Source organism: Marinobacter azerbaijanicus (assembly GCF_030250645.1).
GTDB classification, from domain to species: domain Bacteria; phylum Pseudomonadota; class Gammaproteobacteria; order Pseudomonadales; family Oleiphilaceae; genus Marinobacter; species Marinobacter azerbaijanicus.
This window is the reverse complement of the sequence record NZ_JASSVS010000006.1, coordinates 1-23,768: the sequence shown is the minus strand read 5'-3', so window position 1 is coordinate 23,768 and position 23,768 is coordinate 1. Positions and strand designations below refer to the sequence as shown.

The following is a 23,768-nucleotide window of genomic DNA, read 5'->3' as shown; positions in this document are numbered from 1 at the left end:
CACCCTATGCCAAAGTTAAAAAAACCGATATCCACGGAACAAAGAATTATTGCCCGCCAGGAAATGTTTGAACTCCTGGACGCCGGGGAGCTTACAATAGGGCAGGCTATTCGCCGAATGCGCAGGGAGTGGACCGGGCTCAGCCAGAGCCGGTTTGGTAAAATCGCAGGCCTCTCTGCCAATACCATATCCGCCATTGAGCGCGATGCAAATCATGCAACGGCCAGAACACTCAATCAGATACTGGGCACCTTCGGCATGGCGTTGACCATCAGGCCTAAAGCAGTCCCATCGAACACCGCCCAAAACACCCCAAACAAGAGGCCCCAATGACCTGGTACGCCCTCCAACACAAACCCGCCCAGGGCGACCGCGCCCTGACGCACCTGCAAAACCAGGACATCGCCTGCTTCTACCCAAAAATCACGGTGGAAAAAATCAGGGCCGGCAAGCGCACCAAAAAACTGGAACCGCTGTTCCCTGGCTACCTCTTCGTCAACCTGGAGCAAACCGACCCCATGTGGGCCAAACTCCGGTCTACGCGAGGTGTAATACGGGTAGTCAGTTTTGCCAACAAGCCTGCAGCGATTCCAGACGACGTCATCCAACACATAAAAGAAAGCCTCGATACAGTGGCAGAGCAGGGCGGCATCAAGCCCGGCCAGACCGTAGAACTGGACGACGGCCCCTTCAAAGGCATCAGCGCCATCTTCCAGGCCTACGACGGCGAAGAACGCGCCATCGTCCTGATCAGCTTCATGCAGAAACAACAAACCGTAAAAGTCCCCCTCTCAACCCTAACCTCCCGTAGGTCGGATTAGGCCAAAGGCCGTAATCCGACAACTCGATGCATGGGGTCAGACCCCAAGACAGTTCGCCAGACAGATTGCACTGGGGTCTGACCCCAATTGATTCTGAAATGTAACTTTAAACATACACTTCGAAAGTCGTTTAACAATTTTTTACCTTATCCGGGTCTGATATCCGGCCTGTCAGGGTTATTGTCACTTGCGCGTCATATGGGATGCCGTAGAATCGTCACACTTCTGAAACACGCCAAACACAGCCCGACAGGGAATAAGTCCGGGAACGAAAGTGCCGCAGTATTCGTTCTAGTCTTGTTTTCCTGCAATAAAATAAACCTATGACCTTAAAACACTGGACTCTGGTCGGTGGGGCGGTAGCGTGCCTGATCGTCTCTGCGTACTCTACAATCGCCACCGCCGCCCCCTGGCTGGAACCCGGTGACAACCGTGCCCGCTTCGCCTTGCAGAAACTGGCTGACAGGGGGCACCTGAATCGCACCACGTCCACCTGGCCGGTCATGATGGGCACCGTTCACAGTGGCCTGGGCCGGGAAACGGGCAGTGATACCCGGGCTATTGGTGGCCCGCTGGCCTACCTCAAATTCGAGATGGACAGGCAGGGCAAACAGGGCTGGCGTGCGGAATACGAACTGGGCGCCACCAGCGAACCGGCTGTTGTAAGAGGCTTCCAGGCTGGCCCTCGTGAAAATGCCGAAACCAGTCTTAACGTACAATGGCAGGGCGAGTCCTGGGCCTTTGGCCTGAAGCCTGGCCTTGCAGTCAACCCGGAAGATGACGAATCCCTGCGACTGGACGGTTCCTACCTGGCCGCAACCGCTGGCAACTGGGTATTTGGCGCTGGCACCATTGACCGTTGGTGGGGCCCCGGCTGGCAAAGCAGCCTGATTCTCTCCAACAACGCCCGCCCCATGCCTGCCGTCTGGCTAAACCGTAAAGATGCCAGCGCCCCGGAATCCGACTGGCTGAAGTGGGTTGGTCCGTGGCAATTCACCGTATTTGCCGGCCAGTTGGAAGACGAGCGCGCTGTACCGGAAGCCAAGCTAATCGGCATGCGCCTGACCGTAAGGCCCATTGAAGGCCTGGATATTGGCTTCTCCCGCGCTATCATGTTTGGTGGTAAAGGCCGATCTGAAAGCGCCTCCACCCTCTGGGATGCCTTGATCGGCCGGGACAACTCCCAGGATGGTGCCGAGAATGATCCCGGTAACCAGCTGGGTAGTATCGACGCTCGCTACGGCTTCGCAATCGGCGACCAGTCCATGGGAGTCTACGCCCAGATGATGGGCGAAGACGAAGCCGGCGCATTCCCCGCCCGTAAATCCTGGCTGCTGGGTACGGACTGGACCACCCAGGTGTTGAAGGGCGATCAGCAGTGGTTTTTGGAATACACGAATACCTTGGCTGATGATTTTCTTGGCGACGCTATGCCCAACATCAGCTTTGAGCATTTTCAGTATCGCACCGGTTTTCGTTATCATGGTCGTAATATGGCCTCAGTCTTTGATGGAGACGCCGAGGCCATCACCTTGGGTGCGCACCATTTCCTGCCCAGCGGCAGTAACTTTACAGCCAAGGTCAGCTACGTCGAGCTCAATAAGGATGGCGGCAACCGAGTTGTCATCCCGAACGCAGAGGTCTTCTATACGGTACCCGCAGATAGCCAAAACGTCGCCATCATTGATCTGGGCTACGGCGTCCAGGCACTTAATGGCTGGCTTAATCTGACATTCCAGGCAACCGACAAAAAAATTGAATACATCAGCGGCAAAAAAGACCAATGGTCTCTAGGTGCCAGCTGGACCTACCGATTGTAAGCTGAGGCATGAACGTGATCCGCCATTATATGAAAGCCATTGCCATTGCTCTGGCACTGGTGACTGCACAGCAGGCTTATGCTTTGAGCCTGACTCCCGAACAGCAGCGCCAGCTAGAGGCCCTGCCCGACAGTCAGCGCCAACAGCTGATGGAGCAATACCGACAAGCTACCAGCAGTTCGGCCGGCAGTGAAACGCAACAAGCTGAAGACCAAGGCAAGCAGAACGAGAGAGGAAAGCAGCCTGGCGTCATCCCGCTGGCAGAAGCGCAGGCACAATCATCAGGCCAGTCTCGCGAGACAGGTGGAGGTGCACCAGACGAGCAGACCGTGAGTGGTGTCCAGGAAGGAGAAAAAACCTCGGGAGAAGATGAAAAAACCGCGGAGGACATCCTTCGCGAAGAGTACAAAGAATGGCGCCAGGCCTCCTCTCTCTCTGGTGATGATCTACTCCCTTTTGGCTACGAAATGTTCGCCGGGCAGCCCACCTCATTTGTGGCCTCTGGTGATGCGCCTGTTCCAGTCGGTTACCGTGTCGGCCCTGGTGACGAGGTTCGTATACTGCTTACCGGTCGTGAAAACCAGGATCTTACGCTTACCATAGACCGTTCGGGTACCATCCAGTTGCCTAAAATCGGTCCTGTTAGCGTTCACGGTAAGACCCTGGAAGAGCTTCGAAGTTATATACAGGGAATCGTAAAAGAGAAATTTATTGGCGTGGAAAGTTTTGTATCGCTGGGTGAGTTGCGCAGTATTAGCGTGTTTCTCACGGGCGAGTCCCGCAACCCCGGTGTATACTCGGTCAGCGCATTTTCTACCATCAGCCAGGCTCTAAGCGTGAGTGGTGGTATAGAGCTCAGTGGTAGCCTGCGTAACATCCAGTTGATTCGAGACGGCAAGGTTGTCAGCCAGTTTGACCTTTACGACCTGATGCTTGCCGGAGATCGGAGTGCAGATACCCAACTGAAATCCGGTGATGTCATATTCGTTCCGGCCATAGAGGACCGCATCGCGGTGACAGGGGCTGTTGTTCGCCCCGGTGTTTATGAACTCGAGGGCCCAAACAGTCTTCAGGATATATTGAAACTTGCCGGTGGCCTTCGTGCCGAGGCAGATCCGGGCAAGATCCAGGTTTCCCGCCTGCGGCCCGATAGCAAGCGCACTCTGATAGATTTGGAGCTGAAAAACGCTGGTGATTTCAACATATTGCAGGGTGACACTATCCGGATTGGAAAAATTCACGACCGTTTGCGCGGTGCTGTGGAAATCCGCGGAAGCTCCCCGATAACCGGGCAATACGAATGGCGCCAGGGCATGCGCCTGTCCCGCTTTCTGAACAACCGGAACGACCATCTTGATGATGACACAGACCTCAACTTCGGCTTGATTGCCAGTCGGACTGGTGAAAACTACGACGTCACGCTGCGACGTTTCTCCCCAAAGGATGTGCTTGCCAATCCCGGCAGTCAGGCAGACCCTATCCTCAAAGAGCGGGACAGTATTCTACTGTTTGAAGAGGGTGAGTCCCGTCTTGGCCTGCTGGAGCCCATTATCGGATCTTTCCGCGAGGATCTGGGTGCTGAAGAACTCCCCCCCCTGGTTTCTATAGACGGGGCGGTCCGGTATGCCGGGACTTACCCGCTGCTGGAAGATCACACTATTAACGACATGATCCACTTTGCTGGTGGGCTTGCCAGAGATGGCCAATCCCTGATCAGTGCAGATCTTGAATTTGGGTTGCTCATCCGACGTCAGGGTGATTTCGGTCGACAGATTAATCCAATTCCGTACAGGCCGGTTAGCGCCCTCAATCAGCCGCATTCAGAAGACAACCTATCTTTACAAGAGCTGGACAGAATCCTGGTATTCAACCGCAATGACAGCCGCTCGGATCTGTTGCAGCCGGTCATTGAAGAGCTTCGCGAGGATCTCCTGCCTGGCCAATTGGCACCGATTATCAGTATTACCGGAGCCGTCAAATACCCCGGTAGTTACCCGCTGCTTCCAGGCACTAGCGTCAAAAAGTTGATTGGCTATGCTGGAGGACTCACCAATGCTTCCTATGCGCTCGAAGCCGAGCTGATTCGCCAAAGTTTGACCCAGCAGCGGGCTGAAAGCGAACTTATTAAGCTCAGCCTCAAAACGCCGGAAGACCAGAGTCTAGAGTTGGCTCCGACGGATCGTATTCACATCAAACGCCTGCCAGACCTTAACCTCCAGCAGACGGTCACCTTGCAGGGCGAAGTCAATTTTCCCGGCAGCTACACCATTCGGCGCGGAGAGACGCTGTCACAGGTGGTTGAGCGGGCAGGGGGCTTGACAGATTATGCTTACGCCAAAGGTGCCGTCTTCACCCGAGAGCGCCTGCGTGAGCAGGAACAAAAGCGCCTGGACGAGGCACAGCGTCGCCTGCGGCGGGATATTTCAACTTCCAGAACTGACGCGCCCGGTGAGGAGTCTACCATCGAGGGTGACGAGGAAACCGTTGTGCGAGTGCTAGAGGACATTGGCGAAGCCCAGGCGGTTGGCAGGCTAGTGATCGACTTGCCTGAATTGCTGGCCGGGGAAACGTCTCGCGACGTGAGGCTGCAGGATGGTGATACCCTTGCTATCCCGGAAATCTCCCAGGCTGTTACCGTTATGGGTGAAGTGCAGTTCGCCACCAGTCATCTTCACGATCCAAGTCTTTCGATCAAAGATTATATCAATCGTAGTGGTGGCCTTGCCTTTCAGGCCGATGAAAGCCGAATCTACGTCATCAAGGCCGACGGCTCTGTAACCGTGCCTGACCAAAGCCGCTGGTTTGGCAGCACAGACCCGGTTGAACCTGGTGATACTGTTGTCGTGCCTCTCAACCTCTCGCAACTAAGCAGCATGGAACTGGCAAAAGATGTTAGCCAGATCATCTATCAGGTCGCCCTGGGTGCCGCGGCGGTCCAAGGCCTAAAAGACTGATTCCCCATGAATGAAACTCCAACGGCTTATCAAGCTTCAGACGACGAGATCGACCTTAGAGTCCTGTTCAAAGCCATTTGGCAGGGCAAGTGGATAATCCTTTTGTTCGCGGTGGCTTGCGCCATAGCGGGCATCGTTTACGCCAAGCTTCAACCGGACATCTACGACGCTCACGCGACACTTGCGCCAAAAGACGGTGGGGGATCGAACAGCGGCGGCGGGCTGCAAGGCCTGGCCAGTCTTGCAGGCGTCAATCTGGGCGGGGAAGGCTCAAACCAGACAGTAATCGCACAGGAAGTGCTCAAAAGCCGTGCCTTCCTGTCAGATTTTATCGAGCGACATCAATACGCGCCCAAGCTCGCAGCCGTGGCCGGGTGGAATCCAAGCTCCGGCGAAATCCGATACGATAGCGAGCGTTTTGATCCTGAAAACAATCAGTGGCAGACGAATGACCAGGGGCAGTCCCTCAAGCCCACTGACTGGACTCTGGTGAATCAGTTGCGCAGCGCGTTTGGAGTCAGCTCGAATAAAAACACGGGCATGGTAATGGTGAATTTTCAGCACCAGTCCCCGGTATTTGCACGGGAACTGGTTGAAAACCTGGTAAGAGACATTAACGACCACATGCGCAAGCTGGATGTAGAAGAAGCGGAGCGCAGCATCGATTACCTGGAAAACAAAATCCAGGAAACCAGCATTGCCGGCATGCAGCAGGTGTTCTTTCAACTCATAGAAACCGAAACCCGAAAGGTTATGCTGGCATACTCCAGTCCGGAATATGTTTTCAAAACCATAGATCCGGCTGTCGTCCCCCAAGTGCCAAGCCAACCAAAGCGCAAGCTCATTGTGATCGTGGCAACCATGGCTGGCGGCTTGTTCGGGGTGCTGGTTGTCTTGCTTCGTTCATTTTTCAGTAAAAGAGATCCGGAATGAAACTCCTGGTAACCGGCGGTGCCGGCTTCATTGGTTCCGCAGTCATTCGCCACATCATCACCAATACCAATGATGAAGTCGTCAACCTGGACAAGCTAACCTACGCGGGCAACCTCCAAAGCCTGGCCGACGTCAGCAGTAGCGGACGCTACACCTTCGAGCAGGTAGATATCTGCAACCGCGCCGAGGTAGATCGCGTGCTGGCAGAGCATCAACCAGACGCCATCATGCACCTGGCCGCCGAAAGCCACGTAGACCGCTCCATAGACGGACCGGCAGAATTCATCGAAACCAACATCGTAGGCACCTACACCCTGCTGGAAGCCACCCGTCACTATTGGCACACTCTGGAGGGTGATCGAAGAGCCAACTTCCGCTTCCACCACATCAGCACCGACGAAGTCTACGGCGATCTCCCGCATCCTAATGACATACCCAAGGGCGACGAAGCTACCAACACCGTAGGTCGGATAGAGCGCAGCGAAATCCGACAACCCTACGACGACTTACCCCTATTCACCGAACAAACACCCTACACCCCCAGTAGCCCCTATAGCGCCAGCAAAGCCAGCTCAGACCACCTCGTACGAGCCTGGCACCGAACCTACGGCCTGCCAGTACTGGTAACAAACTGCTCCAACAATTACGGCCCCTACCACTTCCCGGAAAAGCTGATCCCACTGGTGATTCTCAATGCCTTGGAAGGCAAGCCGCTACCGGTTTACGGCAAAGGTGACCAGATCCGCGACTGGCTGTTTGTGGAAGACCACGCAAGAGCCCTCTACAAAGTCGTCACTGAAGGCAAGCCCGGCGAAACCTACAACATTGGCGGCCACAACGAAAAGCAAAACATCGAAGTCGTTCAAACCATTTGCGACATCCTCCAGGAACTCCGCCCGCAGGAACGCAGTTACCGGGACCTGATCACCTTTGTGCAAGACCGCCCCGGCCACGACATGCGCTACGCCATAGACGCCAGCAAAATCCAGAAAGAACTCGGCTGGGCGCCACAAGAAACCTTCGAAACCGGCATCCGCAAAACAGTGCAGTGGTACCTGGATCACCTGGATTGGTGCCAACGGGTACAAGACGGTAGCTATAAACGCGAACGCTTGGGCGTAGCGAGTTAAAAGTTTTCAAACCAAAGAACCAAGGCACCGACGGGGTCTGTCCCAGCGTGGACTGACCCCAACCACCAAAACTATGAAAATACTCCTCTTAGGCAAGACCGGCCAAGTAGGCTTCGAGCTCCAACGAACCCTCTCCCCTCTGGGCTCCATAACCGCCCCAGGCAGAGAAGAGCTAGACCTAACCAGCGAACAAGCGGTAGCGAGCTACCTGACCCAAACCCAGCCAAGCCTGATCGTAAATGCCGCTGCCTGGACAGCTGTAGATGCAGCAGAAGACCACCAAACCGAAGCCGAGTACCTGAATGCCGGCCTGCCCAAACAGTTGGCTGAATACGCAGCCGCCAATAACGCACGCCTGGTCCACTACAGCAGCGATTACGTCTACCCTGGCAATGGCGAAACGCCGTGGCAGGAAAGCAGTCCGACAGGCCCCCTGAGCCACTACGGCAAAACCAAACTCCAGGGCGACCAAGCCATCGAGCAAAGCGGCGCGGACTACCTGATTTTCCGAACCAGCTGGGTCTACAGTGCCCGCGGCAAAAACTTCATGAAAACCATGCTGCGCCTGGCCGAAAGCAAAACCGAACTTAACATAGTAGCTGATCAGATCGGCGCACCTACGCCCGCAAGGCTCATCGCCCAGGTAACCGCACTGGCTATCCACAGCAAACTGGAAACCGGCCTCTACCACCTGGCCCCAACCGGTGAAACAAGCTGGCAAGGCTTCGCTAAAGAAATCTTCCGCTTGGCCGAAAAAAACACAAAAGCCAACCCCATCCCTACCAGTGACTACCCGACACTGGCAAAACGCCCGCTGAACTCAAGGATGGACTTAACCAAACTCGAAAACGCCCTAAACCTCCAGCTCCCGGACTGGCAAGGCCAATTGGCGCTCACTTTGGGCGAGTACCTGTTAGTGACGGGGTCTGCCCCCGCGTGGACAGACCCCTCTGCACCAGACCTAAAGGAGACAAAGTGAAAGGAATAATCCTCGCCGGCGGCTCCGGCACCCGTCTATATCCAATCACAAGGGGCATCTCCAAACAGCTCCTACCGGTGTACGACAAACCCATGATCTACTACCCGCTCTCCGTACTCATGCTGGCGGGCATCCGGGACGTCCTCGTGATCACTACTCCCGAAGATCAACAAGGCTTTCAGCGTCTACTGGGCGATGGGAGCCAGTGGGGCATCAACCTCAGCTACGCTGAACAACCCAGCCCGGACGGCCTTGCACAAGCCTTCATCATCGGCGAAGACTTCATCGGCCAGGACAGCGTATGCCTGGTATTAGGAGACAACATCTACTACGGTCAGGGCCTCAGTAAGATGCTGCAAGCGGCCGCGAAGCGAGAGAAGGGCGCTACCGTGTTCGGCTACCAGGTAACCGACCCCGAACGCTTCGGCGTAGTGGAGTTTGATGATAACCACCGCGCCATCTCCATCGAAGAAAAGCCGGCCAGCCCGAAATCGGACTACGCGGTAACCGGCCTCTACTTCTACGACAACGATGTAGTCAACATCGCCAAACAGGTAAAACCGTCGGAACGCGGCGAACTGGAAATCACCAGTGTTAATCAGGCCTATCTGGAGCGCGGCGACCTGAACGTAGAACTACTGGGCCGAGGCTTCGCCTGGCTTGATACCGGCACCTTCGACTCCCTACATGAAGCCAGCGGCTTTATCGAAACCCTGGAAAAACGCCAGGGTCTGAAAATCGCCTGCCTGGAAGAAGTGGCCTACCGCATGGGCTTCATCGGCGAAGAGCTACTGCTGGCCGAGGCCGAAAGCCTCAAAAAGAACAGCTACGGCGCCTACCTGAAAAAATTGATCAAAACTAAGTAAGCGATTCCCATGAAAATTACCGAAACCAGAATTCCGGATGTAAAGCTCATCGAACCCAAAGTGTTCGGAGATGAGCGCGGCTTCTTCATGGAAACCTGGAACGAGAAAGCTTTCCGCGAAGCCGGCATCGACGCCACCTTCGTGCAGGATAATCACAGCCGCTCCGTCAAAAACACCCTGCGGGGCCTGCACTACCAGATCAAACAGCCCCAGGGCAAACTGGTCCGGATAACCCGAGGCGAAGTGTTCGATGTAGCCGTAGACCTGCGCACCAACTCGCCCACTTTCGGCCAGTGGGTCGGGGAATACCTCTCGGAAGAGAACAACCGCATGCTGTGGGTGCCGCCGGGGTTTGCTCACGGATTTCTGGTAACCAGTGAAACGGCGGATTTTCAGTACAAGTGCACCGACTTCTACGCCCCGGAGCACGACCGCTCCATCCGTTGGGACGACCCAACCCTGAATGTAAACTGGGGCCTAACCAACCCGGAAGAGCTGCTGCTATCCGGCAAAGACCAAGAAGCCCAAAGCTTGGAACAGGCCACGGCTGAACTCAAAGAGGTATACTGACTGGGGCCGCTAAAACAGGACAGGAACTCTCTTATTGGTGTCCTTACTTTGTTCCCATTTTAGTTCTGGTGATTTGAGCATCAAATATTAACCTAAAGGTTTTTTGTGATACTGCATGTTGGACATTTAGATAAGTTTATCCCTCCGTTTGTGCGTTTCATTGAAGATAACTTTGAAGCGAAGAGGCATCAGTTTTGGTTAAAAATAGCGGATGAACGGTTTAATTTAGATGCTTGCTCTCGTATTGAAATTGTCGGTCAAACACGAAATTTTTGGCGTAGGGTTCTGATATACGGGAAGTTGTTATGGAAGTTGCATCAAGCTGAAAAGGTTATCCTTCACAGCTTATTAAACAACAACCTTGTTGTCGTTATATCCTTTTTTCCATGGTTACTTCCAAAATGCTATTGGGTAATTTGGGGTGGAGATTTGTATGAGTATCAGGACCGTAGAGTTGGCTTGAATAGGAACCTGAGAGAACTATTTCGAAGGTTTTTTATTCGAAGAGTGGGCCATTTGGTCAGCTATATAAAAGGTGACGTAGAACTGGCCCGCCAGTGGTATGGTGCCAAGGGCACTCACCACGAATGCATAATGTATTTGAGCAACGTGATCGATCCAAAAATGACATGGGAGACGAGCCCCAACCCTGATCATGATGGTTTGAACATACTCCTCGGCAACTCTGCAGACCCAAGCAACAACCACATCGAAGCACTGGAGCGCCTGCTGCCGTTCAAAGATCAGAACATCAAAATATTTGCGCCTTTGTCTTATGGCGACCAGAACCACGCCAAGAAAGTAGTTACTCAGGGCAAAGAGTGGTTCGGAAATAAATTTGTACCTATGACTGATTTCATGCCGTTTGAACAGTATCTGGAGTTTTTGGAAACTCTCGATATCGCGATCTTTAATCATCGGCGCCAGCAGGCCATGGGAAACACGATTACGCTTTTGGGTATGGGGAAAACGGTGTTTATACGGAGCGACGTGAGCCATTGGCGTTTTCTGAATGGCTTGGGAATTAAGCTAAACGACGTTGAAAGTATAGAGCTCTGCCGGATAGCGCCCGATGAGGCTGAAGGGAATGCCCGTGTAGTTCGTTCATATTTTTCAAAGGCAACGCTGATTAAGCAGCTTACGGATATTTTCGAGGGATAGAATGGCTTATCTGACCAAAGAACAGCTGAGGGCAATGGGGTTCAAGGCTGTGGGTGAAAACGTAAAAGTCAGCGACAAGGCGAGCATTTATAATACCGATGCGATTGAGCTAGGTGATTTCTCAAGGATTGATGATTTTTGCGTTATATCGGGCCGAGTGGCTATCGGAAGCTATGTGCATATTGCTCCTTTTTGTTTGGTCGCGGGGGGCGAGGAGGGTGTCTTCATGGATGACTTTTCCGGACTGGCATACGGAGTTCAAGTATTTTCACAATCGGATGACTATTCAGGTCGATCGCTAACCAACCCTACTGTCAGTGACAAATTCAAGAATGAGCGTAAAGCTGAGGTTCGAATTGGCAGGCACGTTATTATCGGTGCACGTTCGATGGTATTTCCCGGTGTAGAGTTGGCCGAAGGATGCTCTGTTGGTGCCATGACGCTTGTGAACAAAAGTACCCAGCCATGGGGCGTTTATTCAGGAAATCCGGCTCGCAGAATCAAGGATCGCAAGCAGAATTTATTGGAACTCGAAGCGCAATTTCTCAAAGAGCAGCAAGAATGATCCCGTTTAATAAGCCTCCTGTTACAGGTGTTGAAGAGCAATACATCAAACAGGCACTGGAAAGTAACAAGCTGTCCGGCGACGGCCCTTTTGGCAAACAATGCCAGGAATGGTTTGAAGCCAACCTTCCAGCAAAAAAAACATTGCTAACTCCCTCCTGCACTGCTGCCTTGGAGCTGGCCGCCATCTTGATCGACATACAGCCCGGCGACGAGGTAATCATGCCGAGCTACACCTTCGTGAGTACATCAAACGCCTTCGTGCTCCGTGGTGCAAAGATTGTGTTCGTTGATATCCGGCCCGATACCATGAACATCGACGAAAACCTTATCGAGGCGGCAATCAGCCCCAACACCCGAGCCATCGTGCCGGTGCACTACGCTGGCGTTGCGTGCGAGATGGACACCATTATGGATATTGCCGGGCTCCACAACCTCTATGTGGTTGAAGATGCAGCCCAAGCCATGATGAGCAGCTACAAAGGGCGTGCGTTGGGAACCGTTGGCCACCTTGGAGCGTTCAGCTTCCACGAAACCAAGAACTACACCAGCGGAGGTGAAGGTGGCCTGCTGATCATCAACGACGAACGCTTTGTCGAGCGCGCCGAGGTTATTCGCGAGAAAGGCACTAACCGGAGCCAGTTCTTCCGGGGCATGGTAGACAAATACCAATGGGTGGATATCGGCAGTAGCTACCTGCCAAGTGAATTGCAAGCCGCTTACCTGTGGGCACAGTTGGAGCATGCAACCGAAATCAATGAGTCTCGCTTGAACGCCTGGCAATATTACTGGCAACACCTACAGCCACTTGCGGAAGAGGGACGCATTGAACTTTCAACCATTCCAGACAGTTGCCTGCACAATGCCCACATGTTTTACCTGAAAACCGCCGAGCTGGACGAGCGCACCGCTTTGCTACAACACCTCAAGAGCCGGGATATTCTGGCGGTATTTCATTATGTACCTTTGCACTCTGCCAAAGCAGGTGCAGCATTCGGCCGGTTCCACGGTGAAGATTGCTTTACCACGAGTGAAAGCGAGCGATTGGTGCGGCTGCCTATGTGGTTTGGGATTGATGAGGTAATCCAGAAAGAAGTTGTTGATGCTATTTATGAATTTTATGTATTGATTTCGTAAGCAGCGTCCCCCGCTGTGAATAAGCCAGATGAATTCTGGATTATTATTTTCGGCTCACCATAATTCTTGGTTTTTTAAGGTTGCTTGATGGGTTTTAATCTACTTCGAAAAGTTAATAGAAAAAGAAATTCGTGGCTTCAACAAAAGCAGGCTCGAGATATTGAAGCTTTTATTGGTAGATTGGCAATTGCCGAGCCTATCGTAGTCCTTGGGAATCAAAAAACCGGTTCAACCGCCATAGCGGCGCTTTTGGCAGAGGCAACCGCGCAGTCGGTAACGCTTGACCTCCAACGAGCAATTCAGGATGTTGGCTGGCAACTCTGTGTCAAGTATGGTGTTACAAACTTCGGAGAAGTCGCATACAGATATAAGGAGGACTTTTCCCGGACAATTATCAAAGAGCCAAGTCTAACGTATTTTTATGACGAAATGGTTGGCCTTATGCCAAAAGCAAAGTTTGTGTTTATTCAGCGAAACCCATATCAAAACATCAGAAGCATTCTGAATCGCCTGAAAATTCCGGGAAACCTCCATGATATCGAGTACGACGACTGGTCGGAGTTGCAAGAAACGCCTGTATGGCGATTGGCGTTAGACAGTTCTTGGCTCGGTCGACCCCGGGGCACCTATATCGAAGGCATGGCCCACCGCTGGGATGCTGCGGCTCGTACTTATCTCGATGCCAAAGATGATTTCATATCAATTCGATATGAAGAATTTACACAGAACAAGAAGTTAGCAATCGAAAATTTAGCGCACCAGCTAGGGCTGAAGGTTCAAAAGGATATCAGCGCTTCTGTTGATGTTCAGCACCAACCAAAAGGAAATCTTGATATATCGCCTAGTGAATTCTTTGGCGAAAGGAATTGTGAAATTATTAGAGATATCTGTGCTGGTAGCGCGAGTCAGCTAGGATATGAATTGTAAATGAGTGCGCTCGTTTCCGGAACTAAATGGGTTGCACTTGAAACCATTATTTCTCGCATATTGCAGCTATTGTCAGCTCTGTTCGTTGCCAGAGTCCTTGGCCCGGAGGTCATGGGGACGGTAGCACTGGTTCTGGTTGCTCTCGAGATTTTCAGGTTATTTTCTCAGATGGGCATCACACAGGCGCTCATCCATCACAAGAATCCAACGAGCGAGCAGCTGGCAACGCTTTACACCGTTAACTGGATTCTTGCGGCGGGTGCCTACTTGGCAATCTATTTTTCGGCTCCTTTCGTGGCGGCTTTTTTTGAAGAAAGTCAGTTGATGGAGCTCATTACCGTTGCGGGGCTATCGGTCTTAATTGCCGCATTAGGTCAACAAACATTCGCACTTCTTCAGAAAGAGCTGCATTTCAAGGCGATGGCAATGATCTCGATGATTGCATCAACGATAAATGTGATTGCTGCAATCGTTTTAGTAAGTCTGGGGTGGGGTATTTGGTCAATCGTGATCGGCCAGTTGCTGGCAGCAGCAACTCGAAGCGGCTTGGCGTTTATTTACGGCCTTCGAAAGAGTCTGTTCAGCGGTTTTGGCCTTTCATTTAAGGCGGTTAAGCCTATGTTGTCGTTTGGTCTTTACCAAACCGGCGCAATGTCTATGAACATGATCAACTCACGTGCTGATCAGCTGATCATAGGCAAGACAATGGGCGCCTCGGCCTTGGGTTTATACAGTATCGGCAGCCAGATAACCCTTCAAGCCATGCAGCAAATTAATAGTGTTGCCACGCGGGTGGCATTTCCTGCCGTGTCCAAGAGTCAGGACGACCTAGATGAAGTCAAGCGTATCTACCTTGCCATGATTGGAAATGTACTTTTGGTTTCGACCCCTCTCTTTGTGGGGCTGGCTGTAGTTTCTCCGGTCTTTGTTGATGTGGTCTTGGGCGAGAAGTGGGCTGATCTCAGCCCGGTACTCAGTATTCTATGTGGTTATGTACTCGTTCGTTCTTTGGGCAATATGAATGGTCCTCTGGTTATGGGGTTGGGGAAAGCGAACTGGTCATTCTACTGGAACCTCGGCTTACTGTTCATAATTCCAGCAGTTGTTTTACTTAGCAGTCTCGCAGGTAATATCGAGAGTGTCGCACTTGCTCTTTTGTTAACGCAACTGGTGTTGTTGGTGGTTGCTTACTTCTACTGGGTACGCCGTCTGATTGGGCCCTGTGCAAAAGAGTATTTTGGAACTATTGCCAAGCCGACTTTGGCGGCGGGAGCAATGGGTGCTGTGGTAGCCGTCACCTACGACTGGTTCAATTGGCAATCAAACGTGGTTACGTTACTGGTGTTAGTGCTTTTGGGGGCGATTTTTTATCTCCTGTTTTCAATGGTTTTTAACGCAAAAAATTTACTTGGGTTTGGCCGTAACGTGTTCACTAAAAGGCGGTCGGATACGAAGCCCGAATTGTCATGATCGAAAACTATCCATAAAGGTCTGGCCCATGGTGTCGTACCGAAAGGGAACTGTGGCAAGCGTCAGAAGTCTACTGTTTTTAAAGTTATCAAGTTAAAGTGAATTTCTAAAACAAATCGGTTCTTTAAAAAAGAAGCTATGATAAATAATCTGGTTAGTGTTGTAATTCCAACGAAAGACAGGCCTAGGGGAGTTATAAGTGCTATAGACTCTGCGCTTTCTCAAACCTATGAGAATTTAGATGTTTTAGTCGTTTTTAATAATAGTAAGAAAGAAAGTGTTGACCTGGTAAGGGGATACATAAAAAATAACGGTCTAACTGATAGGGTTTTGATACTTGATCTCGGCGATGTAAAAAATGCTAACGTAGCTAGAAATGCTGGTTATGAGGCAGCCTCAGGTGCCTACGTTTCATTCTTAGATTCTGATGATTTCTACTTAGAGAGTCATATTCAGAATGCGTTAAGACTGTTCGATGCCAACCCAGAGTTGGGTTTGGTTTATGGCTCTTTTTATCTCGACGATGGCGAAACCCGCCGAAAGTGTATTGCGACACCATTAGATTCAGGGTACATAAGTTGTCCGTTTTCCTATATTCTTGGAAAAAACTCAGGGTGGGCTCAGACGTCCAGTTTGGTCGTTAGGAAAGATATAGTTGGTAGCGTTCGGTGGGACGATAGCCTTTCTCGGCACCAAGATTTTGATTACTTCCTGACGCTCGCAAAGCGTGTGAAATTGGGTTGCTGTATCGAGCCATCTGTGGTTGTAAATTGGATTAAGGGTGAGAAGAGAAAAGTTGACTTTGATGGATTGTTTAAGTTTTGTAAAAAATGGAAGAATGAAATTCCTCCCAAGGTATTGAAAGAGTACGCACTGAAGATGGTAGAGTTCTCTGCAAGTAGGAGGAATGTTGTGGGCATGATTTTTTACTTCAGTTTGCTATGTAGGGCTTATTTCGGGATTGCGAAAGGCTGGTTTGTACGATGAAAGTCATAAGGCTTTCTACATTTCTTGATTACGGCGGCATTGAAAGCAAAATGGTTAAAATAGCCGGACGTGATTCACAAGATGTCGAGTTTATTTATGTTTCACTAGGAAGAGGTGGCGAAGCTGAGAGAAAAATAAAGTCCAAAGGTCGGCGCGTGATCTGCCTTGGAATAGATCATAGAATACCATCTTTAGCCGCAATTGTCGGATTGTGTAAGTTATTCAAGACAGAGAAGCCCGATGTTGTGCATTGCGCTGGTGCTGAGGCTAACTTCCATGGTGTTGTGGCCTCGAAGTTGATGGGTGTTAAATCTATTGTTGTTGAGGAAATTGGAATCCCAGCCCAGAGCAGGGTTGCAAAGAGTGTCTTTTCTTTGCTTTATTCGGTGTCAAGCTGTGTGGTTGTCGAGTCCAGGTATGTTGCGCGTTACCTTCGTGCTTTCTATCGGAATTCTAAATTCCGTTTGAAGGTTGTGAATAATTTTATTGAACCGCCAGGTGTGCGCGCGAAGAATCTGCAGGGAAAGGGAGTAAAAAAGTTCCTTTCTGTTTCAAGGCTTGAACCTGTTAAGGGAATCGATAAGGTACTTTATGCTTTTGCTCGTTTACGCGAGGAAGGTTTTTGTTTTAAGTATGATGTTGTCGGCTCTGGTTCTCAAGAATCATACCTTAGTGAGCTTGTTGGTCAGTTAGGCTTGATAGGTTTCGTTGAACTTCATGGTTTCAAGAATAATGTGGAAGATTTTTACCAGAGCTCCGACTTTTTTATTCTTAACTCAGTAAGCGAGGGAGCCTCCAACTCATTACTTGAAGCTCTAGCTTATGGTCTTCCCTCAATAACTACTGAGGTGGGCTCTGCTGAAGATTTGGTTCGCGGGGAAGCTAATGGCTGGCTTGTTAAAAGTAATGATTCAGAGGAAGTTTATAAATCTATTAAATTAGCTTTGAAACTTGACTCTGATACTTATTTCATGATGTCTAAATATTCGATAGAGAGTATTCAAACAGGGTTTTCCTTTCAGGATTATTTGGATGCATTGCGCAAGATTTACTTGTCGACTAGTTAAGTGCCCAACCTCCGGCGACGTTCTTGGCTCAATCTAGAATTATCTTAGTTTTCAAGGTGTGAATAATGGCAAAATTCGGGCTTTTCATTCTTTGGAGGCAGTTGATTTTGGACAAGAGGAACAAAGCGAATTACTCCGGCTGAGAAAAAGTTCTATGAAGAGAGTTCTGTTTGTAACTTGGGATGGTCCACAGGTTTCTTATTTGCAGGGTCTGTTTCTTCCAATATTCTGTTTGCTTGAACGTTATGGGTGGGCTTTCCATGTTCTCCAGTTTACTTGGGGTGACAGGGAGTGCGTGCGACAAAATATGGCTGCTTGTGAAGCCGCAGGCATTCCGTATCGTTCTGTTAAAGTTTGGAGAAAGCCAGTGTCGGCGGGATCGTTTCTTACTGCGTTTAAGGGGCATAGAGACATACGCAAAGCGATTAAGGATTGGGATATTGATATCCTAATGCCGCGGAGTACGTTACCGCTTCTTTCCTCTTTGCGTGCGTTGCGGCATGTTTCGCTACCTTTGGTCTTTGATGCAGATGGCTTGCCGATTGACGAACGCGTGGACTTTGGTGGTTCGTCGTCCACAGGCGTCACCTACCGTGTTCTACGAGATATTGAATCCCTAGGGGTTCGCAAATCAAAGGTTGTGTTAACCCGTACGGAGAAGGCTGCAGAAATTCTCCAAGCACGAGCAGGTGCCGGGACTTTGGCAGGTAAATTTTTTTGCGTAACTAATGGGCGAGATTCAGATCAATTTTCGCTACGGGAGTCTAATGATATAGCCCGCACCCGACTAGAGCTGGGCGTTGACCCGAAAGCTCCCCTGATTGTGTATGCTGGTTCTCTTGGGCAGCAGTATTGTTTACCTGAGATGTTGGCATTATTCAGGAATGTCCTCGCTTATCGATCCGACGCTCGTCTCTTGCTTCTCACAGGCTCTCCGGAAATCGCTGTCGCTGAAATACATCACTATGCTGAGTTGAAGGAGAACGTTATCGTCAGAACTGTTGAACCTGCTGACGTGGCTTCTTTTCTCGCAATCTCGGATCTCGGTCTAGGGTTGCGTAGAATGTCCTTTTCTATGCAGGGTGTTTCGCCTATTAAGCTAGGGGAATACCTCTTGTGTGGTCTGCCGGTCGTTGCGACGAGAGGAATTGGCAACACTGCAGGTATCACTGAGGATGTCGGATATTTGGTGCAAGATCCCGATAGTGAAGCTTTGGAAAAAGCTGCCGCTTGGTTTGTTGAAAAAGTCTTGGGTGATCGTGAAGGATTTCGCGCTCGCGCCAGAAAGCTTGGAATGACACAGTACTCATTGCAGGCAAGCGTGGATTCTTATCGGAGAGCCCTGAATGCAGCCGTTGGTCACTCAGAGGGACTAGCGGAGGGCACCGTCGCGTGAAAGTTTTACTTTTATCAAAATACCCTCGCATGGGCGCGAGCAGTCGGTTGCGCTCCTTGCAATACCTTCCTGCTTTGGTTGATGAGGGCCTAGAGGTCACCGTTAGCAGTTTGTTTGATGATGAATATCTAAAGGGGCTTTACGCGGAAGGGCGTCGTTCGAAAGTGCGCTCCTTGGTTTTATATTTAAAGCGATTCCTAGCTTTGATCACCGTGTTTCGGTATGAGTTGGTTTGGGTTGAAAAAGAGATCTTCCCTTATTTTCCTGCAGTATTCGAAAGGTTGTTGGCGGTTTTGGGTGTAAAATATGTCGTTGATTACGATGATGCCATCTTCCACAACTATGACCTTGCTGGCAGTGGCCTGATCCGAAAGCTGTTGGGCCGGAAGATTGACGTGGTTATGGCTAATGCTACCTGTGTCATTGCGGGAAACGAGTATCTGGCCATTCGGGCTCGCCAGGCCAAGGCTAGGCGGGTAGAGATTATTCCTACTGTTGTTGACCATACTCGGTATGAGCATTCAGTTGACACCGGCAGTGGGCATTATGTTATCGGCTGGATTGGTTCCCCTTCTACACAGCGTTATGTTGTAGATATAAAGGATGCGCTTAAAGCGGTTTGCGATAGGATGGGTGCCCGTTTGGTGTTGGTCGGTGCAACAGATGATGTAGTTAACCAATTATCTGGAATTTCGGTTGAGGTCGTTCCCTGGAGAGAAGACACCGAAGCCGCGAATATTGCCAGAATGGATGTTGGCATCATGCCGTTGGTGGACGGCCCTTGGGAAAAGGGAAAGTGCGGTTACAAGCTTATTCAGTACATGGCCAGTGGTGTGCCAGTCGTTGCGTCGCCGGTTGGCGTTAATGTCGGCATCGTTACCGAATCAGGGGCTGGGTACTTGGCCAGTACTCCGGATGAGTGGAAGGAGGCGCTCTTGGCCCTTTTGCAATGCGAAAAGCGCCGGCGCGCGTCGGGCATTGCAGGGAGGGCTGCAGTGCATGAGACATATTCAATGCAGGCGCAGATTCCGAGGTTGGTTCAGATTTTGAGAGCTCCGGGTGCGATTTAAGTTGATTGGCAGCCGTTTATCCGAACTCGCTAAGTGGAAGGTTGGTGCGTGACAGATCTGAACTGGGTAATGTCATCCGGCTTTCTAGGCATGCGGTTTTACGACCTGCCCAATTTTTTTATCTGTTTGCTATTCGTTTTGCTTGGCTGCAAGGCTTTTCGTATTCGGCCCGCTGTACAGCTGTTGTTGCTGTTACATTGCCTTGTACCTTTTTTCTTGAATGAGTTTCTTTTTTCTACGAGTTACCTGGGGGATCAGTTTCGATATTGGCGGCAGTTCAATGCCATTCGAGCTGGGGAGTTGTCGTTGCTGGAGGCTTGGGTTAACGGTGGAAACGTTGAGCAGGCTGCAGCGTTGTTTGTTTTAATGCCCATGCCCCTGGCGGTATCGCCTATTAGTCTGGGTTTTTTTAACACACTGCTTTGGACTGCTTTATTTTTCTGGCTCTATCAGAAGCGGGTATTTACGCCCGTTTCTATGTGGTTTTTTCTTCTGTACCCCAGTATGGCGCTGTATACGGGCCTTTCGCTGCGCGACACTTTCATTTTTGTGTTTATGGTGATGGCCGTGCAATTCGCTCGGGAAGGGCGGTGGTTGCCCATGTTAGCGGTGTTCATGCCCTTATACGCGATCAAGTTCCAGAACTTTTTTATTCTTGCACCCATCCTGCTGATTTATTTGTTGTTCGGTATTCGCCATAAAGGAGTTTCAGTCGGGCGTGGCATTTTAACTATGATTGTGGGCTTGGCTGCCTTGGTGGTAGTTTCGCCCATGGCGTTGCCATTAATTAACTTACTTCGATCTGCAATGTATGCGGAAGATGGCGGCGATAGAGATCAGCTTGAGCTGATCGAAGGCCCTGGTGAGTTTGTAGCAGAGGGCCTTACCAGTGGGGTATATTTCCTGCTGAAACCCTTCCCTTGGGAGGCGGCGGGATTCTTGCAGCTTATCCAGTCAGCAGAAAATATAGTGGTATTTGGCTTGCTGGTATTCATCGTTCGGGCCGCCTGGCGTCGAGTACCGAAGAAGCTGATTTTCTGGCTGCTGTTTATGGCCTTTGCCTTATCAATTTATGGTTTGGTGGTCTTTAATTACGGTACCGCAGCCCGTTATCGCTATCCGTTTATCGTGATTTTCGTACTGTTTGTGTGCGCAGACTGCCACGTTCGGTCTCTGTTCAAACCTTTCGCTCCAGCCCATTGGCGGGTTGGCCGCAGGCGCGAGCCTTCGGGTGGTGATTCCTCCTTATCCTGAGTGGTTGATTTGTCCTCTACCGTTGTTCTTACCTCTAATACGTCCTGGTATTTGTACAATTTCCGCCGCAGTACCATCACGGCTCTGGTTCAGCAGGGGTGCCGGGTGGTGTGTATTTCTCCGCTGGATGATTACAGTCCGCGCCTGGTGAGCGAGTTAGGGGCGCAGCACATTGCGTTGCCGCTGGAGGGTAAAAGCGTTGGGCCGTTGCGGGAGTTGCGTAGCCTGGTGTTTATTCATCGCACGCTGGGCAGGCTGGCGCCTGAATATGTGTTTAATTTTACCGTAAAGATGAACATATACGGTGGCTTGGTGTGCGCGCTGCGGGGTATTCCCTTCGCGAACAATGTTTCCGGCCTGGGCACGGCGTTTATCCACGACTCCTGGTTGTTCAGCCAGGTTCGCCGGGTGTACGGCTTGGTGAATCGCCGGGCGAGGCATTTGTTTTTCCAGAATGAGGAAGACTTGTCGGTTTTTCATGACTCTGGCTTGCTGGGTGAAACATCTGTAACCCTTTTGCCGGGTTCTGGCGTGGATTTGAAACGTTTCCAGGCCACACCAATGCCAGAGGTGCCGCCAGTGACCTTTCTCATGATCGCCCGTTTGTTGGGTGACAAGGGCGTGCGCGAATATGCCGCTGCCGCGAGCATGCTCAAGAAGCAAGGTGTGGATGCCCACTGTTTACTGCTGGGCCAGCTGGGGGTGAGTAATCGCACAGCCATCACCGCTGACGAGGTTGAGGCATGGCAAGCCGAGGGCGTCCTTGAGTATCTGGGCGAGACAGATGATGTACGGCCCTTTATTCGAGAAAGCCATGTGTTGGTTTTGCCCTCTTACCGCGAGGGCATGCCCCGCACTGTGCTTGAAGCCGCTGCCATGGGCCGTCCTGCGATTGTGACAGATGTGCCGGGTTGCCGGCATGCCATTGAGCCGGAAGTGACTGGGTGGTTGTGCGAGGTTCGCAATGTGGAGTCTCTGGCCGAGCAGATGCGCCGGGTGGTGGAGATGGGTGCATCTGAGCTGCAGAGGGCAGGGGATGCGGCTCGGAAGCACATGGAAGAAAGGTTCAGCGAGGATTTGGTGGTTCAAGCGTATCTGAACTGCCTCTCGAGGGAAACTTGATGAGGGTGTTTCAGGTGAGTAATAGGTTGTATTTGTGCCCTTCTATGCCTCGTTGTGCTGCCCCGGCCTCTGTGGCGCAATCTCTTTCTCTGAACAATTGCTCTTGATGGGAGTAGCCGGGCCATCAAGGAAAATGTTTGGTGTTTGGCTGGGCGTTGATAAATCCGGAAGGTCGACTGTCATAAAACGTTAAACGTGTATGTGCGGATGGTCACATAATGCGTTTTTAATGTAATCTTGCTGCTAATTTTAGGCCTCTCTACTCGATACAAGGAAGCACATGGAATCCGCAGGCTTTTTGGGCCTTTACTCTGGTCTTATTGCATTTTTTTCTTTGCTGGTCCTAAAGCCCGTAGCAGTAAGGGTGCGCCTGCTGGATTTGCCAGACCACCGAAAGGTGCATGCTGGTGCAGTGCCGCTGACAGGAGGTTTGAGCGCCTTTATCGGGTTATTTGCGGCCTGGATTATTTCGATGCCGTTGGGTGGAGGCTTTGGGATATACCTGCTGGCATCCCTGTTGCTGGTTGTGCTGGGTGCTGTGGACGACGCTCGGGATGTGCCTGCCCGGTTCAGGCTATGGGCCCAGATAGCACTGGGGGCGCTCTTAACCTATGGATCTGGCATTTCTTTAGTTCACTTTGGTGATCTGCTTGGCCTGGGCGTTATTGAGCTTGGCTGGTTAGGGCCGCTTGTCACCATTGCGGCGGTCATTGGTGCGACTAATGCTTTCAATATGATCGACGGTATTGATGGCCTGGCGGGCAGCATGAGCCTGGTAACACTTCTCTCACTATCGCTTCTTTTTCTGTCGGCGCCTGGCAACAGTCTCGAGTTGGCGCTGGCATTTTCGATTGCGGCTGCTCTGTTGCCTTACCTTGCAGCAAACCTACGGATGCCGCCTTTCAGGAGGCGGATATTCATGGGTGATGCCGGCTCCATGTTTATCGGGTTCTCCATTGTGTGGTTGCTGGTGAAAGGTACGCAGCCTGAAACCCAGGCACTGCGGCCGGTGACGGCTTTGTGGATCATCGCGATTCCGCTGATGGATATGGTGGCGATTATGGTGCGCCGTGCCCGTAAGGGTCAGTCGGTGATGATGCCTGACAGGGAGCATCTGCATCATATCTTTATGCGTGCCGGGTTTACTGACCGCCAAGCGTTGGTTGTGATCACTGTGGTGTCGCTGGTATTTGCAGGCGTTGGTTTGCTGGGAGAATATTTCCAGATGCCGGAGTGGCTAATGTTCACACTGTTTGTCGTGGCGTTTGCAGCGTATGACTGGGTGTTGAGTCATGCCTGGCGTTTGTTGGTTTTGTTTCGCAAGAGAAAACTTTTGGAATAAATTCCTCGTCTTGATTTGTATCCCTTCCTTTCCGAGACCCCGGCGGACTTAGCCTTCGTCGGGTTTTTGGCGTGCGTGTCTATAAAGAAGCTGCAATATATAACTCGTGGTAACTGAATAACGTAAGCGGCCGGTAATCCCATCTTGAGCCTGGCGCTGCTGCCGTCAGGATAGTGTCCACTTATTTTCTAGTGGACA

At 51.2% G+C, this 23,768-nt stretch carries 21 protein-coding genes; all 21 read left to right on the top strand.

Going from position 1 to position 23,768, the window contains the following annotated elements:
* Window positions 1-6: 6 nt before the first annotated feature.
* The 21 genes from QPM17_RS23780 (at window position 7) to wecA (ending at window position 23,570) form a co-directional block, all read left to right on the top strand.
* The gene (locus QPM17_RS23780; protein ID WP_422732765.1) at window positions 7-333 is read left to right on the top strand and encodes a helix-turn-helix domain-containing protein; all 327 of its coding nucleotides are present in this window, start codon (window positions 7-9) and stop codon (window positions 331-333) included.
* Window positions 330-821: a transcription/translation regulatory transformer protein RfaH gene (rfaH, locus tag QPM17_RS12710; protein ID WP_285391149.1), complete on the top strand. Its 492-nt coding sequence runs from the start codon at window positions 330-332 to the stop codon at window positions 819-821. The genes QPM17_RS23780 and rfaH overlap by 4 nt, the downstream gene beginning before the upstream one ends.
* Window positions 822-1,144: 323 nt before the next feature.
* On the top strand, window positions 1,145-2,641 hold the full coding sequence (locus tag QPM17_RS12705; RefSeq protein WP_285391148.1) for a capsule assembly Wzi family protein: 1,497 nt from the start codon (window positions 1,145-1,147) through the stop codon (window positions 2,639-2,641).
* Window positions 2,642-2,655: 14 nt separating this feature from the next.
* The gene (locus QPM17_RS12700) at window positions 2,656-5,595 is read left to right on the top strand and encodes an SLBB domain-containing protein (protein WP_285391146.1); all 2,940 of its coding nucleotides are present in this window, start codon (window positions 2,656-2,658) and stop codon (window positions 5,593-5,595) included.
* Between the two features lie 6 nt (window positions 5,596-5,601).
* A complete protein-coding gene (locus tag QPM17_RS12695) occupies window positions 5,602-6,528 on the top strand; it encodes a Wzz/FepE/Etk N-terminal domain-containing protein (RefSeq protein WP_285391145.1) in 927 nt (308 codons plus the stop codon).
* Window positions 6,525-7,658 (top strand): dTDP-glucose 4,6-dehydratase, encoded by a 1,134-nt coding sequence (locus QPM17_RS12690; protein WP_285391144.1) that lies wholly within the window; start codon window positions 6,525-6,527, stop codon window positions 7,656-7,658. The genes QPM17_RS12695 and QPM17_RS12690 overlap by 4 nt, the downstream gene beginning before the upstream one ends.
* Window positions 7,659-7,731: 73 nt before the next feature.
* Window positions 7,732-8,637: a dTDP-4-dehydrorhamnose reductase gene (gene rfbD, locus QPM17_RS12685; protein ID WP_285391143.1), complete on the top strand. Its 906-nt coding sequence runs from the start codon at window positions 7,732-7,734 to the stop codon at window positions 8,635-8,637.
* The gene (gene rfbA, locus QPM17_RS12680; protein WP_285391142.1) at window positions 8,634-9,503 is read left to right on the top strand and encodes a glucose-1-phosphate thymidylyltransferase RfbA; all 870 of its coding nucleotides are present in this window, start codon (window positions 8,634-8,636) and stop codon (window positions 9,501-9,503) included. Before rfbD ends, rfbA begins: the two co-directional genes overlap by 4 nt.
* A gap of 9 nt (window positions 9,504-9,512) precedes the next feature.
* Entirely contained in the window at window positions 9,513-10,073 is a 561-nt protein-coding gene (rfbC, locus tag QPM17_RS12675) for a dTDP-4-dehydrorhamnose 3,5-epimerase (protein WP_285391141.1), read from the top strand.
* Window positions 10,074-10,178: 105 nt separating this feature from the next.
* Window positions 10,179-11,234: a TDP-N-acetylfucosamine:lipid II N-acetylfucosaminyltransferase family protein gene (locus tag QPM17_RS12670; RefSeq protein ID WP_285391140.1), complete on the top strand. Its 1,056-nt coding sequence runs from the start codon at window positions 10,179-10,181 to the stop codon at window positions 11,232-11,234.
* Between the two features lies 1 nt (window position 11,235).
* Complete coding sequence (locus QPM17_RS12665) at window positions 11,236-11,799, top strand: acyltransferase (RefSeq protein WP_285391139.1); 564 nt, start codon at window positions 11,236-11,238, stop codon at window positions 11,797-11,799.
* Window positions 11,796-12,935, top strand: coding sequence for a dTDP-4-amino-4,6-dideoxygalactose transaminase (gene rffA / locus QPM17_RS12660; protein WP_285391138.1), 1,140 nt, complete (start codon window positions 11,796-11,798; stop codon window positions 12,933-12,935). The genes QPM17_RS12665 and rffA overlap by 4 nt, the downstream gene beginning before the upstream one ends.
* Before the next feature lie 87 nt (window positions 12,936-13,022).
* A complete protein-coding gene (locus QPM17_RS12655; RefSeq protein WP_285391137.1) occupies window positions 13,023-13,862 on the top strand; it encodes a sulfotransferase in 840 nt (279 codons plus the stop codon).
* Window positions 13,863-15,332 (top strand): MOP flippase family protein, encoded by a 1,470-nt coding sequence (locus QPM17_RS12650; protein WP_285391136.1) that lies wholly within the window; start codon window positions 13,863-13,865, stop codon window positions 15,330-15,332. It abuts the gene before it with no gap.
* A gap of 138 nt (window positions 15,333-15,470) precedes the next feature.
* Complete coding sequence (locus QPM17_RS12645; protein ID WP_285391135.1) at window positions 15,471-16,319, top strand: glycosyltransferase family 2 protein; 849 nt, start codon at window positions 15,471-15,473, stop codon at window positions 16,317-16,319.
* Entirely contained in the window at window positions 16,316-17,386 is a 1,071-nt protein-coding gene (locus QPM17_RS12640; RefSeq protein WP_285391134.1) for a glycosyltransferase, read from the top strand. Before QPM17_RS12645 ends, QPM17_RS12640 begins: the two co-directional genes overlap by 4 nt.
* A 58-nt stretch (window positions 17,387-17,444) precedes the next feature.
* The gene (locus tag QPM17_RS12635) at window positions 17,445-18,782 is read left to right on the top strand and encodes a glycosyltransferase (protein ID WP_285391133.1); all 1,338 of its coding nucleotides are present in this window, start codon (window positions 17,445-17,447) and stop codon (window positions 18,780-18,782) included.
* Window positions 18,779-19,852, top strand: a complete 1,074-nt coding sequence (locus QPM17_RS12630; protein ID WP_285391132.1) for a glycosyltransferase family 4 protein — start codon at window positions 18,779-18,781, stop codon at window positions 19,850-19,852. The genes QPM17_RS12635 and QPM17_RS12630 overlap by 4 nt, the downstream gene beginning before the upstream one ends.
* Window positions 19,853-19,900: 48 nt before the next feature.
* Complete coding sequence (locus tag QPM17_RS12625) at window positions 19,901-21,106, top strand: hypothetical protein (RefSeq protein WP_285391131.1); 1,206 nt, start codon at window positions 19,901-19,903, stop codon at window positions 21,104-21,106.
* A gap of 9 nt (window positions 21,107-21,115) precedes the next feature.
* Window positions 21,116-22,228 carry a glycosyltransferase family 4 protein gene (locus QPM17_RS12620; RefSeq protein ID WP_285391130.1) on the top strand — a complete coding sequence of 371 codons (1,113 nt, stop codon included), beginning with the start codon at window positions 21,116-21,118 and terminating at the stop codon, window positions 22,226-22,228.
* Between the two features lie 280 nt (window positions 22,229-22,508).
* Entirely contained in the window at window positions 22,509-23,570 is a 1,062-nt protein-coding gene (wecA, locus tag QPM17_RS12615; protein WP_285391129.1) for a UDP-N-acetylglucosamine--undecaprenyl-phosphate N-acetylglucosaminephosphotransferase, read from the top strand.
* The last annotated feature ends 198 nt before the right edge of the window (window positions 23,571-23,768 follow it).